A 15,255-nucleotide genomic window follows, 5' to 3' on the forward strand; every position below is an offset into this window, starting at 1 on the left:
AACGCCGCCCGCGCCGGCAGGCGCCACGCCGACGGCACCGGCAGGCGCGACGCCGGCGGCACCGGCCGCGGCTGCTGCGCAGACCGCGGTTCCGGTCGGCCAGAAGGCGATCTTCTATGAGGAACGCACCAGCGCGGCGCAGGGTTCGGCCGAGCCCGGCAGCATCGTCTGGTCACTGGTGCAGGAATCGCCCGGCGGCGACCTGCCGCCCGAGCCGGCGATCCGTGCCGAGGCGACCATTCCGGGCAAGGACATCCAGTTGCGCATGACCATCCGCCGCAACACCGACCAGACCCTGCCGGCGAGCCACATCATCGAGATGATCTTCCTGACGCCCGACGGCTTCGAGGGCGGCGGCGTCGACAACATATTGCGCGTCGCCATGAAGAGCTCCGAACAGGACGCCGGCAGCCCGCTGATCGGCATCCCGGCCAAGATCGCCGACGGCTTCTTCCTCGTCGCGCTCAACGACACCAAGGCCGACGAAGACGCCAACATGACCCTGTTGCGCGGCCAGGACTGGATCGACGTGCCGGTGGTCTACAAGACCGGACGGCGGGCATTGCTGACCATGGAAAAGGGCCTTCCCGGCGAGAAGGTGTTCGACGAGGCGATCAAGGCCTGGCAGGCCAAGACGGCGGGTTGAGAAGGCGGCGCAACGGTCGCCTTCGTTCAGAAACCCTGGAACAGCATGTCGAGTGCGGCGACGATGTCGTCGTGATGCCGGGAAAGATTTCCTTCGACCTCCGGCAATTCGGAGGCCGTCAAGGCTGAGATGAACTGTGTGACCATCACATGGTCTTTGCCGTCGATGGCGAAGGTCGGGTTTAGTCGGCGGCCCGGCACCGGAGCCATATTGGGCGGCATCAACGGAATGACGACTCTCGTAGTCAACCTATCAAGAAGGTCGGCCTGAACATCGAGGAGATAACCGTCGCCGTCGATATTCCGATAAAGATCGTAGCGTGCCATCAAAACAGCCGGTATTTGGCCAATGGCAGTCCGTTGCGCTCCACGTAGGCGTTGGAACTTTCAATCGCTTCCTTGTTCTCTTCTTGCCAACGGCGCGTTTTTTCCGCTGCAATTGCCTTGGCAATACCTGCTGCGGCAGCGCGGGAGATGTTGATGCCCAGCGCTTTGGCATCTTCGATCAGCTGGGCGTCAATGGACGTGTTGACCGACTTTCGCTGAGATTTCTGCGTCGATTGCAGCATGGAAATCGCCTTCCTTTATGCGCATAATATACGCGCACCAAAGGCCGCATGCAATCTTCACCCTTCCATCTCTTCCCGCAGCATCTCCAACTCCAGCCATTCTTCCTCGAGCGCCGCCAACGTGGCACGCTCGTTGTCGAGGGCGGCGATCGTCTTCTGGAAGGAGGCCGGGTCGCGCTCGTAATAGGCCGGGTCGGCGATGTTGTTCTCCAGCCGCGAGATCGATGCGGTCACCGCCTCGATTTTCTTGGGTAGGGACTCCAAGGCGAACTTCTGCTTGAACGACAGTTTCTTCGCCGGCCCTTTCGGCGCCGCCGGCTCGCTCCTGCCCGGCATGGGCACATCGCCGGCTTCGGCCTTGGCGCGTGTCTTGCGATCGTCGAGCCTTGTGCCGCCGCGTTGCGCCAGCATGTCGGAATAGCCGCCGGCATATTCGACCCAGCGGCCGCCGCCGTCCGGCGCGATGATGCTGGTGACGGTGCGGTCGAGGAAATCGCGGTCGTGGCTGACCAGGATGACGGTGCCGGCAAAACCGGCAACCAGTTCCTGCAGCAGTTCCAGTGTCTCCATGTCGAGATCGTTGGTCGGCTCATCGAGCACCAGAAGGTTCGCCGGCCGCGCCAGCACGCGCGCCAGGATCAGCCGTGCCCGCTCACCGCCGGACAACTCGCGCACCGGCGTACGCGCCTGTTCCGGCTTGAACAGGAAATCCTTCATGTAGGAGACGACATGGCGCTGCTCGCCATTGATGACGAGGTTCTCGCCGCGCCCATCGGTGAGATATTGCGCCAGCGTCTCCTGCGGGTCGACGGCCTCGCGCTTCTGGTCGAGCGTGGCGATTTCCAGATTGGTGCCGAGCCGCACCGATCCTGCGTCCGGCGCCAATTCGCCGGTCAGCATCTTCAGGAGCGTCGTCTTGCCGGCTCCGTTCGGCCCGACAAGACCGACGCGGTCGCCGCGCTGGATGCGGGTCGAGAACCCCTTGACCACGGTGAGATCACCAAAGCTCTTCTCGATGTTCTTGGCTTCGATCACCAGCTTGCCGGATTCGGCGGCGTCGCTTGCCACCATGGTCGCGGAGCCTTCGGCGCCGCGATGGCCGCGAAAGCGCTGGCGCATGGTCTGCAGTTCGCCCAATCGGCGCATGTTGCGCTTGCGCCGCGCCGTCACGCCATAGCGCAGCCAGTGCTCCTCGCGCACGATCTGGCGGCCGAGCTTGTGCTGCTCGCGCTCTTCCTCTTCCAGCACTAGGTCGCGCCATTCCTCGAAATGGCCAAAGCCCTTGTCCAGCCTGCGGGTCTGGCCACGGTCGAGCCAGACGGTGGCGCGCGACACGCGTTCAAGGAAGCGGCGGTCATGCGAAATGACGATGAGCGCCGAGGAAGTCCGGACGAGCTCCTCTTCCAGCCATTCGATGACAGACAAATCGAGATGGTTCGTCGGCTCATCAAGTAGCAGGATGTCGGGCTCTGGCGCCATGACACGGGCAAGCGCGGCGCGCCTGGCCTCGCCGCCGGACAGGTCGCCTGGCCGTTCCTCGCCCGACAGGCCGAGATGCTCCATCAGATAGCTGGCGCGGTAGGGATCGTCGGCTGGCCCGAGCCCGGCTTCGACATAGGCCCGCACGTTCGCAAAGCCGTCCATGTCGGGCATTTGCGGCAGATAGCGCACTGTCGCGGAAGGCTGGCGGAACACCTCGCCGTCCTGCGGTTCGATCAGGCCGGCGGCGATCTTGAGCAGCGTCGACTTGCCGGACCCGTTGCGGCCGACCAGCGCGATCTTGTCGCCGGTCGACGCGGTCAAGGCGGCGCCGTCGAGCAGCGGCGTGCCGCCAAAAGTCAGTTTTATCCCGTCGAGATTGAGAAGAGGCGGGGCCATGTCAGCTTTCAGGCAATGGATAGGGATGGGCGAGCAGCAGCGCTCGGCCATGGCCAAGCGCGACGTCGAGGCGGCCCTTGACCTCGTTGGAAATGGTCAACGACGAACCGAAAGCCACCTCGACCTTGTCGAGCGGCCATTTGGCGCCGGTGACGGTCAGGCCGGAGAGTTCGGAGAAGCCAAGGATCGAAAACAGCGTGCCGTCGGCATAATCGAAGCTGGCCCTGCCGAGCAGCAAGGGGACAGCTTCCTCGGCACCGCTGGTCAGAAGCACATCCGTTCCGGCCTCGGCCAGCCGCAGGCCAAGCGCCAGGTGCAGGAAGGCGTGGTCGGCGCGCTTGCCGCCGAAGGCGCCCGCCAGCACAAGGCGCGTCGCCCCGCGTTCAAGGGCTGCCGCGATCGCCAGTTCGCCGTCGGTCTTGTCCTTTTCCGCCGGGAAGGTCTGCCTGGGCACGGCGGCGAGATCTTCCGGCAGATCGGCTGGTACGGAATCGAAATCACCGACCCACAGTTCCGGCACAAGGCCCAGCATCCGCGCATGGCCGATGCCGGCGTCGGCGGCGATGACGCGCGAGCCTTCGACCTGGCGGTCGAGCCGGGGCGTGCGGATGAGGTCGCCGCCAAGCAGGATGGTGAATGTGCTCATATCCCGTCGCCCTTACCAGCCCGGCACTGGAAACGGAAGGCGGCAAACTCCCACTTGCGTGTCCCATCGGCCGGGCTTATGTGTCGAAACGCTCTAACGGGGTGCCGGACGCGACTTTCGCGGGCCGGCTGAGAGGCAGTCTCGCCAACCCGCTGAACCTGATCCGGTTTGTACCGGCGGAGGGATTAGACGTTTCGGACAATCCGACGCCTCAATTCCTTTCAACGCAAACGAAGGAGGCGCCGATGCGCACGCTTTTATATTCCCTCATCGCGGCCACGGTAGTGACCCTGTCCGGGCCGGCTTTGGCCAAGGACAAGCTCACCGTCTACACCTATGAGAGCTTCACCGCCGACTGGGGTCCAGGCCCGGTGGTGAAGAAGGAATTCGAAGCCGAATGTGGCTGCGATGTCGAGTTCGTCTCGGTCGCCGATGGCGTGGCGCTGCTCAACCGCGTCAAGCTGGAAGGCGCTTCGACCAAGGCCGATATCGTGCTCGGCCTCGACACCAATCTCACCGCCGATGCCAAGGCGTCGGGCCTGTTCGCGCCGCACGGCGCGGTGAGCGATGTCAATGTGCCGGGCGGCTGGAGCGACGATACTTTCGTCCCCTTCGACTATGGCTATTTCGCTGTCGTCTACGATACCGAAAAACTGAAGACGCCGCCGAAAAGCCTGAAGGACCTGGTCGAGGGCAGTGCCAATGACAAGATCGTCATTCAGGATCCGCGCACGTCGACGCCCGGTCTCGGCCTGCTGTTGTGGGTGAAGTCGGTCTATGGCGACAAGGCGCCGGAAGCCTGGGCCAAGCTCAAGGCCAAGGTGCTGACCGTGACGCCGGGCTGGAGCGAGGCCTATGGCCTGTTCACCAAGGGCGAGGCGCCGATGGTGCTGTCCTACACCACCTCGCCGGCCTACCACATGGTCGCCGAGAACACCGAGCGCTACCAGGCGGCATCCTTCGAAGAGGGCGAGTACCTGCAGATCGAAGTCGCCGGCATCACCACGACAGGCGCCAAGAACCCGCTGGCGGCCAAGTTCATGGCTTTCATGACCGGGCCGAAATTCCAGGACGCCATCCCGGAGACCAACTGGATGTTCCCGGCCGGCAAGACCGACAAGCCGCTCAACCCTGCCTTCGACAAACTGGTCAAGCCGACCAAGACCTTGCTGTTCAGCCCCGAGGAAGTCGCGGCCAACCGCAAGGCCTGGGTGGACGAATGGCTGGCGGTGATGAGCAAGTAGGTTTTGTGGGCTAGTCTCGTGAGATGACCGCCAAGGAACACAATGTTTCCCAAGTCGACGTTGGTTCTCAGTGCAAAAACGCGCTCTGACCCCCGCATCACAGCCGGCATTGTCGCGCTTGCCGCAACCTCGCTGCTGATCGGAGGCGCTTTTGCCGGGCTGCTAGTCGAAGGCGCGCACGATTTTTCCGGCGCCTGGGCCGCCTTCGATCCTTACCTCTTCCGTGTCGTGCGCTTCACGCTCTGGCAGGCGGCCCTGTCGACGCTGCTCTCGGTCGGGCCTGCCCTGTTCGTGGCGCGGGCGCTGTCGCGGCATCCACGTTTCCCCGGCCGCGCCTTCATCCTGCAGCTCTTCGCCGTGCCGCTGGCGCTGCCGGCGATCGTCGCGGCGCTTGGCATCCTGGCGCTCTACGGCCGAGCCGGCTATTTCGCCGGCCTGTCCAACTGGGGTGGCGGCCAGGGTTGGCCGGGCATCTACGGCCTCTCCGGCATTCTCGTTGCCCATGTCTTCTTCAACCTGCCATTGGCTACCCGCCTGTTCCTGGAGGCGCTGCAAACCATCCCCTCAGACCAGTGGCGGCTGGCGAGCCAGCTCGGCATGGGAGCGCGACCGGCGTTGCGGCTGATCGAATGGCCGACGCTGCGGGCCGCCTTGCCCGGCGTCGCCGGACTTGTCTTCATGCTCTGCATCACATCCTTCACCATCGTGCTGACGCTCGGCGGCGGACCGGCCGCGACGACGCTGGAGGTCGGCATCTATCAGGCATTGCGCTTCGATTTCGATCCCGCGCGGGCTGTCGCGCTGACATTGCTGCAGATCGCGCTGACCTTTGTCGTGGTGCTGGCGTTGACCCGGCTTGGCGCCAATGTCGTCGGCGACACCAACCTGCCGGTCGCGCCGCGCCGCTATCTCTCGGTCGACAGGACTGAGGCCGTGCTGAATGCCCTGCTCATCGGGCTGGCGCTGCTGTTCGTGGTGGGACCCATGGCGGCGACCGTGGCCGCCGGATTGGGCGCCGATCTCGGCCGGCTGGCCGGTGAGGCCACTGTCCGGCAAGCGACACTGACCAGTGCCGTGCTCGCGTTCCTGTCGGCGTTGCTTTCGGTGATGCTGTCGCTGGCTCTCACAATGGCGCGGAGGGCGCTGGCATTGAACCGCCGCTCCGGCTCAAGGACACTGCTCGAACATGCCACCGATACCGGCGCCGGCTTTGTGCTGGTCGTGCCGCCGATCGTCATCGGCGCCGGCTGGTTCCTTCTGTTGCGCCATCTCGGCGATGTCTTTGCTGTCGCTCCGCTCATGGTCGTCACCGTCAACGCCGTCATGGCAATGCCTTTCGCGCTGCGCGCCGTCCGTCCCGCCTATGATGCGGCAAGCGAGCGTCACGAGCGGCTCTGCGCACAGCTCGGCATTTCCGGCTGGCCAAGACTGTGGCTGGTCGACTGGCCGTCGCTTCGGCGGCCGCTCGCCACCGCCTTTGCCTTCGCCATGGCGCTGTCGCTTGGCGATCTCGGCGTGATCGCCCTGTTCGGCAGTGATTCCGTGCAGACCTTGCCCTACCTTCTCCTGGCGCGCATGGGCAGCTACCGCACGCAGGACGCCGCCGGCCTGGCGTTGTTGCTGGGCCTTGTCTGCCTGGCGCTGGTGCTGGCAGCGGACCGGCTGGGAAAGGGGATGGCCCGCGATGTCTGACGGGGCGGCTGACGGCAAAGGGGTTGCGGTGCGGCTGGACAGGGTCTCGTTCAGTTATGGCGAGGCGTTGTTCGCCTTCGATGTCGGATTCACCGCGACGCGGATCACCGCCATCATGGGGCCGAGCGGTTCGGGAAAGTCGACGCTGCTCAATCTGGTGGCCGGGTTCGAGACGCCGCGATCCGGCCGCGTACTGGTCGGCGGGGCCGACGTAGGTGCCGAGCCGCCGGCGACGCGGCCGGTGTCGATGGTGTTCCAGGAAAACAATCTTTTCGCCCATCTTTCTGTCCAGCAAAATGTCGGGCTCGGCCGTTCGCCATCGTTGCGGTTGACCGAAGCCGACCATGCCGATATCGCGGGCGCCCTTGCGCGCACCGGCCTTGCCGGCAAGGAGAAGCGGCTGCCGCGCGAGCTTTCGGGCGGCGAGCGCCAGCGCGTCGCCCTGGCCCGCGTGCTGGTGCGTGACCGCCCGGTGCTGCTGCTCGACGAACCCTTCGCCTCGCTTGGGCCCGCCTTGCGCGGCGACATGCTCGACCTGGTTGCCAGCCTCCATGCCGAGCGAGGCATGACGGTGCTGTTCGTCACGCACCAGCCGCAGGATGCCCGCCGCATCGCGCAGAAGGTGGTGTTCCTGGACAATGGCACCATCGCTGCCTCAGGCACCTCGGATGATTTCTTTGCAGGGGCTGGGCCGGAGGCGTTCCGGCGCTATATCGGTGCCGGTGCCGGGGATGCGTTATCACGAGATATTGCCCGGAAGCGGACATAATTTACGCTCAAACCGGCTTGAGGCGATGTGGCGCTTGCTTGCCATGACTGGAGTAGTGTGGCTAGGTCCGCTCGATACCGGTCCGGCACAGGCCGTGATTTGCCTACAGCATCTGCTGCCCGCCCAGAGGGGCGCGTGACGGACGCTGTAGCAGTTTGTTTTGCGCATGCCGTGGTCATGCGCAAGGACCTGAAAGGAAGCCATTCTGGCGATCAGCGCTGACAGGCTACGAATGAATCCGCTGGCGCGGTTCCTGGCGCTGGCTGGCTTTGCCGTGGCGCTGGCAAGCTGCCAGATGTTCACGCCTCCGGAGGTCCAGGAATCCGGCTTCCAGCCATCCGACAAGCCGATCACGGTGGACAATGTCGCCGCCAACAACAAGCTTGCCGAACTCGCCAAGGCGCAGCATCCGCGCATCCTTGCAACGTATGGCGGCGAATATTCCGATCCCAAGCTTGAGCGCATGGTCGCCAAGGTGGTCGGCAATTTGACCGTGGTATCGGCCAACCCGACCCAGACCTATCGCATCACCATCCTCAATTCGCCCAACGTCAACGCCTTCGCGCTGCCGGGCGGCTATCTCTACATCACGCGCGGCCTCTTGGCGCTGGCCAATGATTCGTCCGAGCTCGCCGCCGTCATCGCGCATGAAATGGGCCACGTCACCGCCAATCACGGCCTGCAGCGCCAGCAGCTGGAGGCCGAGGAAGGCCTGGCGACCAAGGTCGTTTCCGATGTGCTCGGCGACAGCCCGACCGCCAAGGCAGCACTGATCCGCGGCAAGCTCAGGCTGGCGCAGTTCTCGCGCAATCAGGAACTGGAGGCGGACGCCATCGGCATCAAGTCGATCGGCGAAGCCGGCTACGATCCCTATGCCGCCGGCCGCTTCCTGCAGTCGATGTCGGCCTACACCGATTTCCGTTCGATCAGCGGTGCCACGGACGCCAGCCTCGACTTCCTGGCCACCCACCCCAACACGCCGCAACGCATCGATCTGGCACAGCGCCACGCCCGCCAGTTCGGCGCGCCCGGTTTCGGCACGCGCGACCGCGATTCCTTCCTCGCCGGCATAGACGGCCTGCTTTATGGCGATACGCCGGAAGAAGGCTATGTGCGCGGCGAAACCTTCCTGCATCCGGGCCTCGGCGTGTCGTTCACCGTGCCGGACGGTTTCATCATCGACAATTCAGCGGCAGCGGTTACGGCGACCGGTCCGGGCGACATAGCGATCCGCTTCGACGGCGTTTCGATCGACAAGAACCGTGCCCTGACCGATTATATCAGAAGCGGCTGGGTGGCCGGCCTTGACGACAGCACCGTCAAGCAGGAAACCATCAACGGCAATGAGGCGGCGACCGCGCACGCAGGCGCCGAAGGCTGGCAGTTCGATATCGCCGTGATCCGGGCCGGCGGCCAGGTCTACCGGTTGCTGACCGCGGCGCCATCGGCCAGCACCTCACTGGAGACGGTGGCGCGCTCGGTCAGTGGCTCCTTCCGCATTCTCAGCCCCGCCGAAAAGGCGGCACTGAAGCCACTGCATATTCGTGTGCTCACCGTACAGCCGGGACAGACCATGGGTTCGCTTGCCGCCCAGATGGTGGGAGTCGACCGCAAGCTCGACCTGTTCCGCGTGCTCAACGCGCTGTCGCCGGGGGCCGCGGTTTCGGCCGGCGACAAGGTCAAGATCGTCACCGACAAGTAAGCGCCTGTCGCGGGAATCAGGCGGCAGTCGCCATGAATTCCGGGTTCTGCTTCACCAGCGCGACCTTGAGCTTTTCCATGGCGCGGGCCTCGATCTGGCGCACGCGTTCCTTGGAGATGCCGAGCGTTTCGCCGAGAGCCTCGAGTGTGGCGCCCTCGTCGGTAAGCCGGCGTTCCTCGATGATGCGGAGTTCGCGGGCGTTGAGAGCTTGAAGCGCCTCCCTCAGCCAGAGCGAGCGGCGCGCGACGTCGATTTTGTCGCCGACAATCTCGTCGGGCAAGGGATCATCCGAGACCAGGAAGTCCATCCGCTCGGTCGCACCCGCATCGTCGGCAAGCGGCACGTTGAGCGAGGAGTCGGGCGCCGACAGGCGTGAATCCATCAACTCCACATCAGCTTCGGAAACGCCGAGCGCAACCGACACCTCGCGGTAGAGAGTCGTGTTGGAGAGCGGTTCGGCGCCGTTCGCGAGACGGGCACGCAAGCGCCTGAGATTGAAGAACAGGGCCTTTTGCGCCGAACTGGTGCCGCCGCGCACGATCGACCAGTTGCGCAGGATGTAGTCCTGCATCGAAGCGCGAATCCACCACGTCGCGTAGGTCGAAAACCGCACCTCGCGCTCCGGCTCGAAGCGGGCGGCAGCCTCGAGCAGGCCGACATGGCCTTCCTGGATCAGGTCGCCGAGCGGCAAGCCGTAATGGCGGAATTTCGAGGCCATGGAAATGACCAGCCGCATATGGGCAACGGTGATGCTGTGCAATGCGTTCTGGTCGTTGTCCTCTTTCCAAAGCAGTGCCAGCCGATGCTCCTCGTCGCGCTCGAGGTAAGGCGCCCTCATTGCCGCGCGGACCATGACCCGACCTGCCGTGTCTTCCATCATAAGGCGCTCCTTGGCTCAGGCGTGCGAATGACAAACTGGCAGGAACCGGCTTGAAATGACGGCGTCGTGCCCTAGAACAGCCAAAACTGCCGTGCGCGGGAAAGGTTCCGCTGGCGCAGGCAGGCGAGCGATGACGTCCGGGCAATTTCGGCACGGCTGCCCGGAATCCTGATGCTGCAACGCAATTCCTTTTGGAGTATTTGATTTCTGGAATTAGCCCTCTTTGAAATTTTGTTCCTTATTTTTCCGAGCTGCATCTGTCATTTTCCAACTCTCACAACATGCCTGATATCAGGCCAAGGACGGGATCACAGAAAAATGAAATGGCTGAAGTCGCTCATCATCGCCGGAACGCTGCAGGTCCTGGCGGTCGCATCGGGGCATGCCGGCGCCAATCTCGACCAGATCAAGCAGGCCGGCGTCATCAAGGTCGGTACGGAAGGCACTTACGCTCCGTTCACCTATCATGATGCATCCGGAGCGCTCGTCGGATTCGACGTCGAAATCGCCAAGGCGATCGCCGACAAGCTCGGCGTCAAGGCGCAGTTCCTCGAGGGCAAGTGGGACGGCCTGATCGCCGGCCTCGACGTCAACCGCTATGATGCCGTCATCAACGAAGTCGGCATCACCGATGCCCGCAAGGCCAAGTATGATTTCTCCGATCCCTACATCGCCTCCAAGGCGGTGCTGATCGTGCGCGGCGACAATACCGACATCAAGACTTTCGCCGATCTCAAGGGCAAGAAGTCGGCGCAGTCGCTAACCTCCAATTTCGGCAAACTGGCCGAGTCGAATGGCGCCGAACTGGTCGGCACGGACGGCTTCGACCAGTCGATCCAGCTGCTTTTGACCGGCCGTGCCGACGCCACCATCAATGACAGCCTGTCGTTCCTCGACTTCAAGAAGCACAAGCCCGACGCCAATGTGAAGATCGCCGCCCAGGAAGAGAATGCCGATTACTCCGGCGTCATCGTGCGCAAGGGCGATCCGGAGCTGGTCGCGGCCATCAACAAGGCCCTGGCCGACATCAAGGCCGACGGCACCTACCAGAAGATCGCCGACACCTATTTCGGCCAGGACGTCTCGAAGTAATTCATAAGGCGGGGCGGGTTGTCGCCCCGCAGCCCATCCAGCGGCGAGCCGTCTTTGACGGCTCGCCGCTTTTGTCGTGATATGGCTGACGCATTCGCGCTTCGATGACGCTGCCCGTCCCTTCCGGAGGATATTTCGTGCCGCACTGGCTGCAACTGATGCTGGATTCGCTGCCCTCGCTGCTGTGGGCAGCGTTGATCTTCACCGTGCCGCTGACGCTGCTGTCCTTCGTGCTCGGCCTGACGGTGGGATTGGGCGCGGCGCTCGGCCGGCTGTTCGGGCCGAAGCCGCTGGTGGCGCTCGTGCGCTTCTATGTCTGGATCTTCCGCGGCACGCCGCTCCTGGTGCAGCTGTTCCTGATCTTCTACGGCCTGCCGTCGGTCGGTATCCTGCTCGACGCCTTTACCGCGGCGCTGATCGGCTTCACGCTCAATATCGGCGCCTACACGTCGGAAATCATCCGCGCGGCGATCGGCTCGGTGCCGAAAGGCCAGTGGGAGGCCGCCTATTCGATCGGCATGACCTGGAGCCAGGCGATGCGGCGCACCATCCTGCCGCAAGCCGGCCGGGTGGCGGTGCCGCCGCTCTCCAACACCTTCATCTCGCTGGTCAAGGACACGTCGCTGGCCGCCGCCATCACCGTGCCGGAGATGTTCCAGGCGGCGCAGCGCATTGTCGCCACCACCTATGAGCCGCTCATCCTCTATGTCGAGGCGGCGATCCTCTATCTGGCGATGAGTTCGGTGCTTTCGGCCTTGCAGACTCGGCTGGAGGAGCGGCTCAACCGCTATGGCGGCTTCCTGGAGGCACGCTCATGATCGGCCTCACCAACATCGAAAAGCGTTTCGGCGACAATCTCGTGCTGAAGGGGGTGACGGTTGCCATCGCCGAAGGCAGCGTTACCGCGCTGGTCGGGCCTTCGGGCGGGGGAAAAAGCACGCTGCTGCGCTGCATCAACCTGCTGGAGATACCAACCTCGGGCACGGTGCGGATCGGCGACGAGACGCTCGAGTTCCGTCCCGGCGGGAAGGTGTCGGCGGCGGACATAAGGCGTCTGCGCCTGCAGACCGGCATGGTGTTCCAGAATTTCCAGTTGTTTCCGCATCGCACCGCCATCGAAAATGTCATGGAGGGGCTGGTCACGGTGCTGAAATGGCCGGAGGCGCGCGCCCGCGAGCGGGCGCTCGCGCTGCTGGAAAAGGTCGGCATGGCGCACAAGGCGGATGCCTGGCCGGCGACGCTGTCGGGTGGCCAGCAGCAGCGCGTGGCGATCGCCCGGGCGCTGGCGCCGTCGCCGAAGGTGCTGCTGTGCGACGAACCGACTTCGGCGCTCGACCCGGAGCTGGCGCAGGAGGTGGTCGATGTGCTGAGTCAGCTCGCCAGCGAGGGAACGACCATGGTGATAGCGACGCATGATTTGCGCCTCGCCTCCAAGATCGCCCAGGAAGCGGTGTTCCTCGACGCCGGCGTCATCGTCGAGCAGGGGCCATCCGCCACGCTGTTCGGCAATCCGGAGCGCGAACGGACCAAGCGGTTCATCGCCACGCTGAAGCAGGAGGCGGCGGAGAAGGAGAGTGGCGCATAGGTGCGGCAATCTCCGGCGATCCCAAAGAAAACCCGGCGCGATGAACTGACCCCGTAAAGTTGGACGGTTCATTGGTCTGGTAGATTTAAGGGCTGGGTCCTGTATTGCACTGGGGCCAGCCCTTTCAGTTTCAGTTTGATGCGGCGGTGGTTGTAGTAGTCGATGTAGTGCTCGATGGCCGTATCGAGGCTTTGGACGGTTTCGAACCTTTCCGGATGGAAGAGTTCGGATTTGAGCGTGGCGAAGAAGCTCTCAATCGGTCCCAGCCCGCCAGGCAACCCGCGTTGCGAATGTTGAACAAAGCCGCGGTCTGTCGGTACGAAAGCCTGTCGTCCCAAATCCGCTGCAGAACCGACAGCTTGAATTCTGCGTCGTAGTGGCTGTGCTTGCGCGACAGCCCGGCATCGCCGTGCGCCTGGTACGCAGCGACCCACTTGCGAACCGCCGCAGCGTCAGTGCCAGCAGCGGCGCCAGCGCTTGCGTAACTCTCGTCCCCGCTCAAGGAGCGCTCAACAATCGAGCGCTTCTCAATCTCGCTGAATCTGGACATGCAAAACCCCCGAAGGTTGTGTCCAACTTTCGGGGGTCAGTTCACGAGGCCGGGTTTTCGTTAACTCGAAGGCGAAAAGCTCAGGCAGCTTCTTCCTGCTCGGCTTCCTCATTGTCGGCCTTGGCGCCACGCTTGGGGCCTTTGTTGAGGTTGACCTCGATCAGGCGCACGGCTTCGGTTTCCGACATGCGGTTTACGGCCGCGATCTCGCGAGCCATGCGGTCGAGCGCTGCCTCGTAGAGCTGGCGTTCGGAATAGGACTGCTCCGGCTGGTTGTCGGCACGGTAGAGGTCGCGCACGACTTCCGAGATCGAGATCAGGTCGCCTGAATTGATCTTGGCATCATATTCCTGGGCACGGCGCGACCACATGGTGCGCTTGACGCGGGCGCGACCCTGCACGACTTTCAGCGCGCGCTCGACATAATCCTCTTCCGACAGCTTGCGCATGCCGATCGAGGTCGCCTTGGCGACCGGCACCTTCAGGCGCATCTTGTCCTTCTGGAAGTCGATGACGAAAAGTTCCAGCTTGTGGCCGGCCACTTCCTGCTCGTCGATCGAGACGATCTGGCCGACGCCATGCGCCGGATAGACGATGTACTCGCCGGTCTTGAAACCGTGACGCGCGGCAGTGGACTTCTTCTGCGGGGTGATCGTTGCCATTACGCCCTGAACTCCTTGTTGTGGGCCGGCGGCGGTGCCGGCTGAACTCGCGTGATCGGGGTCACCGACCATTAGCCGCACAACAGATGAACCCACCGGAAAGGCCGGGACCGGCAAACCGCACGAACTGCGGCCGCCTGGCCCAGATCGCTCTGGTCCGGAATGGGATTTTCACCTTTCAGTGATTTGGGGCGTCTGCGCCATAAATCGACGTTGTGTCACCGGCATGTTTCGCTGATGTAACACAAAAAGTCGGAAGAATCAAGGTTTTGCTGCGTAAGCGAAGGCCACAACCAATCGCCGCCTGTCAAGGCGGTTAATCCGACCTGCCTGTTACGCTGCGTCATACAAGCCTTTACAGCGGCGTTGTCAATCGCCTTCGCCCGGCTCGGCGGAGAAGTATTTCTCGAACTTGCCGGCCTCTCCGTCGAAGGTCTTGGCGTCGGCCGGCGGCTCCTTCTTGGCGGTGATGTTGGGCCATTTCTCGGCGTATTCGGTGTTGATCTGCAGCCATTTGTCGAGGCCGGACTCGGTGTCGGGCTTGATCGCGTCGGCCGGGCATTCCGGCTCGCAGACGCCGCAGTCGATGCACTCGTCGGGATGGATGACGAGCATGTTCTCGCCCTCGTAGAAACAGTCGACCGGACAGACCTCGATGCAGTCCATATATTTGCATTTGATGCAGTTGTCGGTCACGACATAGGTCATCGGTCGGCTCCGGGATGTCCCGTTTTTGTTGGCTTTTTTTGTGAGGTAACGCCTTTATCGGCCGCTTGCAAGGGTGGCCATTCCCAGTGGCGCCAGGGTTTGGGAATGGAATTCCAGGCGGCCGGTGCCGCGAGGGCCCGACATGCCCCACCGGCCGTCGCGTTTGCCGGTCCCGGTTCTGCTTTTTGTTTGTCTTTGCCCTCGGGAAACACACCCCCGCGTCTGGTCGGCAAGGCTCAATCTTCGTCGAGCAATCGGTCGGTCTGGCGGCGCTCTTTTTTGGTCGGGCGGCCGCTGCCTGCCTCGCGCAGCGCCGGGATAGCATCGGGAAGGGCGTCGGCCTTGGGTGCGGGCGGCGGCGACATGTCTTCATAAAGAGTGCGGGCTTCCTCGGCCGGGCCGCGCCGAACACCAGCGCCGAGCACCTTCCAGACGAAGATACGCCGGTCGAGCGTGATGGTCAGCACATCGCCTGGCTTGACCAGATCGGAAGCCTGCGCTGCTTTGTCGCGATTGATGCGCACGCGGCCGGCTACAACCAATTTGGCCGCCAGCGAGCGCGATTTCACCGCGCGCGAGAAGAACAGCCATTTGTCGATGCGCTGGCGGCCTTCAGCAACCATCGAAGCGAGC

16 protein-coding genes, 2 pseudogenes and 1 riboswitch are annotated in these 15,255 nt (G+C 63.7%); of the genes and pseudogenes, 8 read left to right on the forward strand and 10 right to left on the reverse strand.

Annotated elements, in window-relative coordinates:
- Positions 1-646: pseudogene (locus O7A70_RS26475) on the forward strand (hypothetical protein); the annotation flags it as partial.
- A 26-nt stretch (positions 647-672) separates the two neighbouring features.
- Here O7A70_RS26475 and O7A70_RS26480 read toward each other — a convergent pair.
- From O7A70_RS26480 to O7A70_RS26495, 4 genes are read right to left on the reverse strand one after another with little or no spacing between them, the layout of a single operon-like run.
- Positions 673-972: a CcdB family protein gene (locus O7A70_RS26480; RefSeq protein WP_337143010.1), complete on the reverse strand. Its 300-nt coding sequence runs from the start codon at positions 970-972 to the stop codon at positions 673-675.
- The gene (locus tag O7A70_RS26485; RefSeq protein WP_337143011.1) at positions 972-1,214 is read right to left on the reverse strand and encodes a type II toxin-antitoxin system CcdA family antitoxin; all 243 of its coding nucleotides are present in this window, start codon (positions 1,212-1,214) and stop codon (positions 972-974) included. Before O7A70_RS26485 ends, O7A70_RS26480 begins: the two co-directional genes overlap by 1 nt.
- A 57-nt stretch (positions 1,215-1,271) precedes the next feature.
- Positions 1,272-3,092, reverse strand: a complete 1,821-nt coding sequence (locus O7A70_RS26490) for an ABC-F family ATP-binding cassette domain-containing protein (RefSeq protein ID WP_337143012.1) — start codon at positions 3,090-3,092, stop codon at positions 1,272-1,274.
- Position 3,093: 1 nt separating this feature from the next.
- On the reverse strand, positions 3,094-3,738 hold the full coding sequence (locus O7A70_RS26495; RefSeq protein WP_337143013.1) for a thiamine diphosphokinase: 645 nt from the start codon (positions 3,736-3,738) through the stop codon (positions 3,094-3,096).
- Positions 3,739-3,825: 87 nt separating this feature from the next.
- Positions 3,826-3,940, forward strand: a riboswitch (TPP riboswitch).
- Between the two features lie 43 nt (positions 3,941-3,983).
- On the opposite strand from O7A70_RS26495, the gene thiB reads away from it, so the two are divergent.
- The 4 genes from thiB to O7A70_RS26515 all read left to right on the forward strand — a co-directional run bounded on the left by thiB (position 3,984) and on the right by O7A70_RS26515 (position 9,145).
- On the forward strand, positions 3,984-4,982 hold the full coding sequence (gene thiB, locus O7A70_RS26500; RefSeq protein ID WP_337105697.1) for a thiamine ABC transporter substrate binding subunit: 999 nt from the start codon (positions 3,984-3,986) through the stop codon (positions 4,980-4,982).
- Positions 4,983-5,024: 42 nt separating this feature from the next.
- Complete coding sequence (gene thiP, locus O7A70_RS26505; RefSeq protein ID WP_337143014.1) at positions 5,025-6,674, forward strand: thiamine/thiamine pyrophosphate ABC transporter permease; 1,650 nt, start codon at positions 5,025-5,027, stop codon at positions 6,672-6,674.
- On the forward strand, positions 6,667-7,443 hold the full coding sequence (gene thiQ, locus O7A70_RS26510) for a thiamine ABC transporter ATP-binding protein (protein ID WP_337143015.1): 777 nt from the start codon (positions 6,667-6,669) through the stop codon (positions 7,441-7,443). Before thiP ends, thiQ begins: the two co-directional genes overlap by 8 nt.
- Before the next feature lie 232 nt (positions 7,444-7,675).
- Complete coding sequence (locus tag O7A70_RS26515; RefSeq protein WP_023784820.1) at positions 7,676-9,145, forward strand: M48 family metalloprotease; 1,470 nt, start codon at positions 7,676-7,678, stop codon at positions 9,143-9,145.
- A 16-nt stretch (positions 9,146-9,161) separates the two neighbouring features.
- Here the strand turns inward: O7A70_RS26515 and O7A70_RS26520 are convergent, their stop codons facing one another.
- A complete protein-coding gene (locus tag O7A70_RS26520; protein WP_027141824.1) occupies positions 9,162-10,025 on the reverse strand; it encodes an RNA polymerase factor sigma-32 in 864 nt (287 codons plus the stop codon).
- Positions 10,026-10,343: 318 nt separating this feature from the next.
- On the opposite strand from O7A70_RS26520, the gene O7A70_RS26525 reads away from it, so the two are divergent.
- The 3 genes from O7A70_RS26525 (at position 10,344) to O7A70_RS26535 (ending at position 12,702) form a co-directional block, all read left to right on the forward strand.
- Positions 10,344-11,117, forward strand: coding sequence for an amino acid ABC transporter substrate-binding protein (locus tag O7A70_RS26525; RefSeq protein WP_337143016.1), 774 nt, complete (start codon positions 10,344-10,346; stop codon positions 11,115-11,117).
- A 137-nt stretch (positions 11,118-11,254) separates the two neighbouring features.
- Positions 11,255-11,935, forward strand: coding sequence for an amino acid ABC transporter permease (locus O7A70_RS26530; protein ID WP_027141826.1), 681 nt, complete (start codon positions 11,255-11,257; stop codon positions 11,933-11,935).
- A complete protein-coding gene (locus O7A70_RS26535; RefSeq protein WP_337143017.1) occupies positions 11,932-12,702 on the forward strand; it encodes an amino acid ABC transporter ATP-binding protein in 771 nt (256 codons plus the stop codon). Before O7A70_RS26530 ends, O7A70_RS26535 begins: the two co-directional genes overlap by 4 nt.
- A gap of 68 nt (positions 12,703-12,770) precedes the next feature.
- On the opposite strand, the gene O7A70_RS34240 is transcribed toward O7A70_RS26535, so the two are convergent.
- From O7A70_RS34240 to O7A70_RS26560, 5 genes and pseudogenes are all read right to left on the reverse strand, one after another.
- On the reverse strand, positions 12,771-13,136 hold the full coding sequence (locus O7A70_RS34240; RefSeq protein WP_442921216.1) for an IS3 family transposase: 366 nt from the start codon (positions 13,134-13,136) through the stop codon (positions 12,771-12,773).
- Positions 13,100-13,252, reverse strand: a pseudogene (locus O7A70_RS34245) (helix-turn-helix domain-containing protein); the annotation flags it as partial. The gene O7A70_RS34240 and the pseudogene O7A70_RS34245, both read right to left, overlap by 37 nt.
- Positions 13,253-13,332: 80 nt before the next feature.
- The gene (locus O7A70_RS26550; protein WP_006327799.1) at positions 13,333-13,914 is read right to left on the reverse strand and encodes a CarD family transcriptional regulator; all 582 of its coding nucleotides are present in this window, start codon (positions 13,912-13,914) and stop codon (positions 13,333-13,335) included.
- A gap of 369 nt (positions 13,915-14,283) precedes the next feature.
- Positions 14,284-14,622, reverse strand: a complete 339-nt coding sequence (gene fdxA / locus O7A70_RS26555) for a ferredoxin FdxA (RefSeq protein WP_013892564.1) — start codon at positions 14,620-14,622, stop codon at positions 14,284-14,286.
- 236 nt (positions 14,623-14,858) lie between these two features.
- Positions 14,859-15,245, reverse strand: a complete 387-nt coding sequence (locus O7A70_RS26560) for an RNA-binding S4 domain-containing protein (protein ID WP_127279399.1) — start codon at positions 15,243-15,245, stop codon at positions 14,859-14,861.
- Positions 15,246-15,255 lie beyond the last annotated feature (10 nt).

It is taken from the genome of Mesorhizobium sp. Cs1299R1N1 (assembly GCF_037179655.1).
Classification (GTDB): Bacteria; Pseudomonadota; Alphaproteobacteria; order Rhizobiales; family Rhizobiaceae; genus Mesorhizobium; species Mesorhizobium salmacidum.